Here is a 5,497-nt window from a genome sequence, read left to right as displayed (position 1 = left end):
CCCGAGTCGCCCCAGCCCGTCGGCCGCTCCCGCCCGTACGACGGCCTCGGCATCCCGGGCGGTCCGGGCGACGACCTCGCCGTGCTCGTCCCCCCGCCCCAGCCGCCCGAGGCCCTTGACGGCGGCTGCCCTCCGCCCGGGTTCCTCGGACTCCAACTCCCGCAGGAAGAAGGCGATCTGATGTGCCGAGCCAGCCGTGCCGCCACCCATGGGTTCCCCCTTCGAAGCCTCCGCGGACCCTTGCCGGAGAGACCCCCGACGAGAACGACCGTCCGGGCGGCCCGGTGGTTGTACGGGTGGTTGCACGGCTGATGCCGGGGCACGGGGCACGGGGCCCCGGGATCAGGAGGACTGGTCAGACCCTCCGAGGGTCGTGCTGTCGCCGTTGCTGCGCGAGCCGGAGCCGCGGCTCGCCTTGCGGGTCAGCTCGCCGCCGAGGAGGGTCGCGGTGGCCACGCCGCGTACCCAGCGCGGGGCGTCGCCCCGCGCTGCCCAGAAGACGCAGACGCAGCCGCCGACGACGAGCAGGACGACGACGGACAGTATGAGCACGAGCATGCTCGACCCCTCTTCGTGTGATGGCCCGCGCCATCCTCTCAGAGGCGCCTACCGTGGCTGTGCTGTGCGCAGGTAGTCCAGGCCGGCCTGGTCCGTCACCTCGTACGAGCCGTTCAGCCGGTGGACCACTGTCCAACGGCCGTCAGGCACGGCGCCGGCGAACACCGATGCCGTACCTGTGGCTCCGTTGTGCCAGAACAGGGGCAGCGGCCCCGTACGCTGCCATCCCGGTGCGGGTTCGCCGAGGGCCCGCTCGATCACGAGACCGGTCAGCACCCGTGCCAGTGTGCGGGGGGTTGCCCACAGGCCGCCCGCGGGCAGGATGGCTCCCGACATGGTCCACGGTTTCGCGCTGCGCCCGAACGCCGTGGTCGGCACCAACCGACTGTCCTGCGGGGGTCGGGCGCTCATCGCGTCGGGCGGCAGGCCGAGGGGGGCGAGTACGTGTACGGCGACGAGATCACCGTATTCCTGTCCCGTCGCCGCGGTCAGTGCCGCCCCGAGTATCGCGTAGCCGAAGTTGGAGTACTCCTCGCGCACGCCGGCGGGGGCATCGGCGAGACGGTCGAGCCCTGAGAGCAACTCGTTCAGCCGGTCGTCGGTGAACTTCCGGTACGGGTCCAGGCGGGTGGTGCCGGGAGGCAGCCGAGGCAGACCCGAGGTGTGCTCGGCAAGGTGACGCAAGGTGATACCCGTCCCTGCCGGGACGCCGAGCCATCGTTCTACGGGATCGTCAAGCGTGAGCGTGCCTTGTGCGGCGAGCTGCTGCAGGATGGTTCCGGTAATGACTTTGGTGAAGGAGGCCACCTCCACGAACTTGTCGGGGTCGTGATGGCCGGTGAGGATCGGAGCGTCGTGGGAGCTGCCGATGATGCAGCTGGGTACGAGGCGCCGGGTCATTGATCTGGTGGTCACAAAGATCCATTGAAGGCTCTCGCGCAACCGTTGCCGAACCGGGTTCGCCGGAACGAGACAATCACGGTCCGAGAACCGACCAGAACGCGAGAGCCATCGCCGCGATCACAGCCACCACGCCGGCCAACCGAGCGCACCCCACGCTCCCTTCGCTTTCCCTTCCTCGCCCTGGCCCGGTGCGCCTTCCCTCCCCGCCCGCCGAGCCTTCAACGGCCTTGCCGGCCAGGAAGATTGGCTTGATCGTCGCCTGCCACGGTCGGCCGACGGGCGTGAAGTGCTCGCAGCTCAGCCACGTGGACGCCGTTTCGGCCGGCACCGAGTTCTCGGCACGGTCTCAGGTCGCATCACGCGCCGCTTCCCGGGCCGGCTCGCAGGCTATTTCGCGGTGGAGGAAGGGCGCGTCATCCCCCGGACGGGCTCGGGCGGCGCACCCGGTAGCGCAGCTGCAGGACCCGGTCGCCCTGGATCACCGTGTGGGGGTCGTCGAGGCGATGAAGCCGTCCACGGACACGACGTCGTGCATCACCACGGTGCCCATCACATCTCCTGACATCTCCTGCGTGTCCCGGGGGCGTCGAGCGCTTCGAGGGGCCCCTCGTGCGTCCTCCGTGCACATGGACCGGGCGCGCCGTCGAAACTCGTCGCCACGCGGGGGACCGCTCAGGCGCGCTGCCGTTCGCCCCGGCCGCGCAGGAGGCTGACACCCGCGCCGAGCGAGACGACGCCCATGCCGACGGCGGTGGCCATGCCCTGCGCGCCGTCGACGACGAAGGGGGCGACCGCGGCGACGGTGAGGTTGAACAGGAACAGGAACCACAGGACGGGCTTCGGGCCGAGCAGGGCCTTCACGGGGTTTCCTTTCGGAGGAGCCGGCGAGGTCCGCTCGACCTCGTGCTTCAACGATCCCGTCCGGCGTTCCTCGCCACGAGGGAGTCCTCTCCCGGAACAGGGGTGTGGCCGGCTACGCCCCCCGGGGGTGTCAGTGGGGCGCAGTACGTTCCGGCCATGGGCATCTATCTGGTGAGCGTCGGCGCGGAGCAGTGGTTCGGTGGGGACGAGGGCGACTGGGGGCATGTCGCCTCGGCGCTGGACGAGGAGCTGGGGCGGCGGGGGCTGCCGGCCTACGAGTCGGTGCCCGGGGAGGCGGCCCTCGCGCGTGGCTCGAAGCTGTCCCCGCTGCCCTTCGAGGAGAAGCTGATACCGCCGATGGACGGCTTCACCAGGCTGTGCGCCGAACACCTCACCCCTGAGGAGACGGACACCCTCCTGGGCTGGACCGTGCTGGTGCCGTTGTCGCTCGACGAGGACATCCGGTTGGACGTCGAGGCCGGTTACGACTCGGCCGACGGCGAGCCCACCGTGGTCGTCGGGGCGCCTCAGGTGCTGGCCCTCGCGGAGCGGCTGGCGACAGTCGTCGAACTGCCCGCGGAGACACCCGCGGCGTGCGAGAACCTCGAACTGACCATGTGGTTCTGGGACGGAGCGGCGAAGGAACTGGCCGCGACCCGGCCGGGCCCGTGGGCCGACGACCTCGACACGGCCTTCTACGTCGCCCTGTACCTGCGCGCCGCCCAGCACTCGATCCGCCGCGGCTGCCCGATGATCTACTCCTGACGCACGGGTACCGCCCCGGCTGTCGGGCCGGCGTCGCGAAGGCGGTGGACCTCCGAGACGGGCCACGCCTGCGGGGCCGTGCCGCCGCCGCACGGCACCGCAGGCGTCTTCGGCGAGGTCACCCCGCCCCGGTCACCCGGCCGTCCCCACCCTCCGCAGGAACTCCGCCAGCGTGTGCGTGGCCGTGTTGTGTTCCGTGGCGGCGAAGAGCGGGTCGAGGTGGTTCATGCCCTCGTCGGACTCGTAGGCGGCGTAAGGGATACGGGACTCGGCGACGACGCGGCGGGCGCTTTCTACGGCGGTGCCTCTGTAGGCGCTGGTCTGGAACGCGTAGAGGGGTATGTCGAGGCCGGGGGCGTGCCGCAGGCGCAGCCCGAGGGAGCGGGCGAGGTCGGTGTCGGCGTAGGAGTCGCTCACGTCCAGGTCGACGGAGAGCCGGGCGGGCCAGTACCACTCCCACACGCCGGGCACCGGCCCCGCGTACGCCTCCGCGACCCGCCCGATCGGCGTGATCCCGTCATCGATCCACCCCCGTACGCCACTGGCGTCGGCGTCGGCCGCCAGGTGGCCGGAGTGGACGCTGATGTCGTTCGGCCAGCCGAACCCGGCGTCGACGAAGGAGCCGAGCAGCGCGGCGTTGGTCACCGGGAACGGCACCCGCAGCGCCTCGGGCACCCGGTCCTGCAGTACGGACCGCCCCTCGGGGTCGTGGTGGGCGTACCACCCGGCGAGCTGGTACCAGATCTGTGTGCTCTCGGCCCGGCTGCCGAGCCCGACCCCGCTGAGTGTCATGTCGAAGACCTGCCCGCCGGCGATCGCCGCGAGCCGCTCCCGCACCTCCTCCGGCGAGTCCCGCACGGGCGCCCCGCTCCCCTCGAACGCCCCGCGCACACCCCCGTCGAGGACCGCCAGCCCCACGAGATCCCGGTACCCGGCCCGTCCGCCGAAGTCCCAGGCCGCGTACGCCAGCGCGCTGGTCGCACCCCACGAGTGCCCGCCGAGCACGACCCGCCGCCGTCCGCCCGCGCGAGCGGCGAGCACGACACACCGCAGGTCGTCGAGGGTCCGCTCCAGCCCCCACCGCCCGAAGTAGCCGGCGGAGGCGGGCTCCAGCATCCGATACCGCCCGTCGAGGTAGTACCCGACGGGATCCGGATCCCCGCCCCCGAACCCACTCCGGTCGGCGAGGTTCTCCTCGCGCCGGTCGACGGCCCACACCTGGATCCCGGGCACCGAGGCCACCAGATCCCGAGCCATCAGCCGGAAGTCGTTCGCCGCCCCGAACATCCCCGGCACCAGCACCACCACGGTCCCCGCGTCCCGTGGTCCCACCTTCAGCACATGCACCCGGTCACTCCCGACGGGCCCGCCCCCGGCCCCGACCGCGATCGGCACATACACCTCCCCGCCCCCAACGGCGGCCCCACGCCGCCCCTCCCCGGCACCGGCGGCCAGGGCGATCCCGCCCCCGGCCCCGGACCCGATCCCGGCCAGGGCCAGCCCTCCGCCCAGCCCGCCACGCAACACCGCTCTACGCACCAGACGCTTCGTCATCTCCGGTCGTCTCCTTGAAAGTTGGGGGGCAACGACACATGGACAACCTTCTCCCGGCGCGCGTACGGACCGGCCACCGGGGCCTCGGAGCGGACGGTTTCCGACGGATCGGCGCGGGAATCACCGACGGCGGCGGGTCTTCCCGCCGTCCCCGCTCCGCGGCAGCCCGGCGAGGACGCGGAGCCGACGGAGCCGACGGATCGGAAGAAGGGGTCAGGCAGACGTAGAAGTCCTCCCGGAAGTGTGACGTGAAGTCGAACGCGTCCCGCCGGGCATCGTCGTGCAGCACACTCACCTCTGCGGCCTTCGTATGAACGTGTTTCCGTGGCGGAACGCATGATCATGCGAGGGCCGTCCGCCTACCCGGCGAATCCCCAGATGAGTGGGGTGTACGACGCGACGTTCGAGGCCCGGGGTTAAGAGACAAGCCAAGACCGTGTCCTACGCGGTCATGTCTCATGGTCGATCGGTATTGCGCGCGGTCCCCCGCGGCACCACCCATCTCCTCCTGGGGGCGCCGGCCGCTCGGTGGAGTTCCACCACCGCAAGCCCGGCACCGGCTGGCGGTGGGAGCCCCGGCTTGTCTCCGCAAACGACACTGGGAACGGCGCCACCCACGACCTGTGGATCGGCTGATGGTCAGCCGCGGACGGGGTCTCGCGGATCGCTTGCGGCGGTCTGCGGGGCCCCGTCGTCCGTCTTCCCGTCGTCCTTCTCGGGCTCGGCCCGCGGTCCCGTCAGGACGTAGGCGAGGGCGAAGCCCGCACCGACGACCGCCGCGCCGCCGACCGCGTCGAGGATCCAGTGGTTGCCGGTCGCGACGATCGCCAGGACCGTGAGGAAGGGGTGCAGCAGG

At 71.7% G+C, this 5,497-nt stretch carries 7 protein-coding genes; 1 reads left to right on the top strand and 6 read right to left on the bottom strand.

From position 1 onward, the window contains the following. The 4 genes from AWZ10_RS36730 to AWZ10_RS36715 form a co-directional block, all read right to left on the bottom strand. A partial coding sequence (locus AWZ10_RS36730) for a HEAT repeat domain-containing protein (protein ID WP_482258129.1) occupies positions 1 to 210 on the bottom strand: 210 nt, incomplete at its 3' end. A gap of 132 nt (positions 211 to 342) precedes the next feature. Beyond that, positions 343 to 558 carry a hypothetical protein gene (locus tag AWZ10_RS36725; RefSeq protein WP_046708823.1) on the bottom strand — a complete coding sequence of 72 codons (216 nt, stop codon included), beginning with the start codon at positions 556 to 558 and terminating at the stop codon, positions 343 to 345. 48 nt (positions 559 to 606) lie between these two features. Beyond that, positions 607 to 1,473, bottom strand: coding sequence for a serine hydrolase domain-containing protein (locus tag AWZ10_RS36720; protein ID WP_244172673.1), 867 nt, complete (start codon positions 1,471 to 1,473; stop codon positions 607 to 609). A gap of 660 nt (positions 1,474 to 2,133) precedes the next feature. Next, positions 2,134 to 2,322 carry a hypothetical protein gene (locus AWZ10_RS36715; RefSeq protein ID WP_046708825.1) on the bottom strand — a complete coding sequence of 63 codons (189 nt, stop codon included), beginning with the start codon at positions 2,320 to 2,322 and terminating at the stop codon, positions 2,134 to 2,136. Positions 2,323 to 2,478: 156 nt separating this feature from the next. Here AWZ10_RS36715 and AWZ10_RS36710 point away from each other — a divergent pair, with 156 nt between their 5' ends. Next, positions 2,479 to 3,087 (top strand): hypothetical protein, encoded by a 609-nt coding sequence (locus AWZ10_RS36710; RefSeq protein ID WP_060893179.1) that lies wholly within the window; start codon positions 2,479 to 2,481, stop codon positions 3,085 to 3,087. Positions 3,088 to 3,219: 132 nt separating this feature from the next. On the opposite strand, the gene AWZ10_RS36705 is transcribed toward AWZ10_RS36710, so the two are convergent. Together AWZ10_RS36705 and AWZ10_RS36700 are read right to left on the bottom strand one after the other, a co-directional pair. Then, positions 3,220 to 4,641 (bottom strand): alpha/beta hydrolase, encoded by a 1,422-nt coding sequence (locus AWZ10_RS36705; RefSeq protein WP_060893178.1) that lies wholly within the window; start codon positions 4,639 to 4,641, stop codon positions 3,220 to 3,222. Between the two features lie 639 nt (positions 4,642 to 5,280). Further along, positions 5,281 to 5,497 (bottom strand): phosphatase PAP2 family protein (locus tag AWZ10_RS36700; RefSeq protein ID WP_244172672.1); only part of this gene is annotated, 217 nt, incomplete at its 5' end.

This window comes from Streptomyces europaeiscabiei, from assembly GCF_001550375.1.
Taxonomy (GTDB): Bacteria; Actinomycetota; Actinomycetes; order Streptomycetales; family Streptomycetaceae; genus Streptomyces; species Streptomyces europaeiscabiei.
This window is presented reverse-complemented; position numbering and strand designations above follow the sequence as displayed.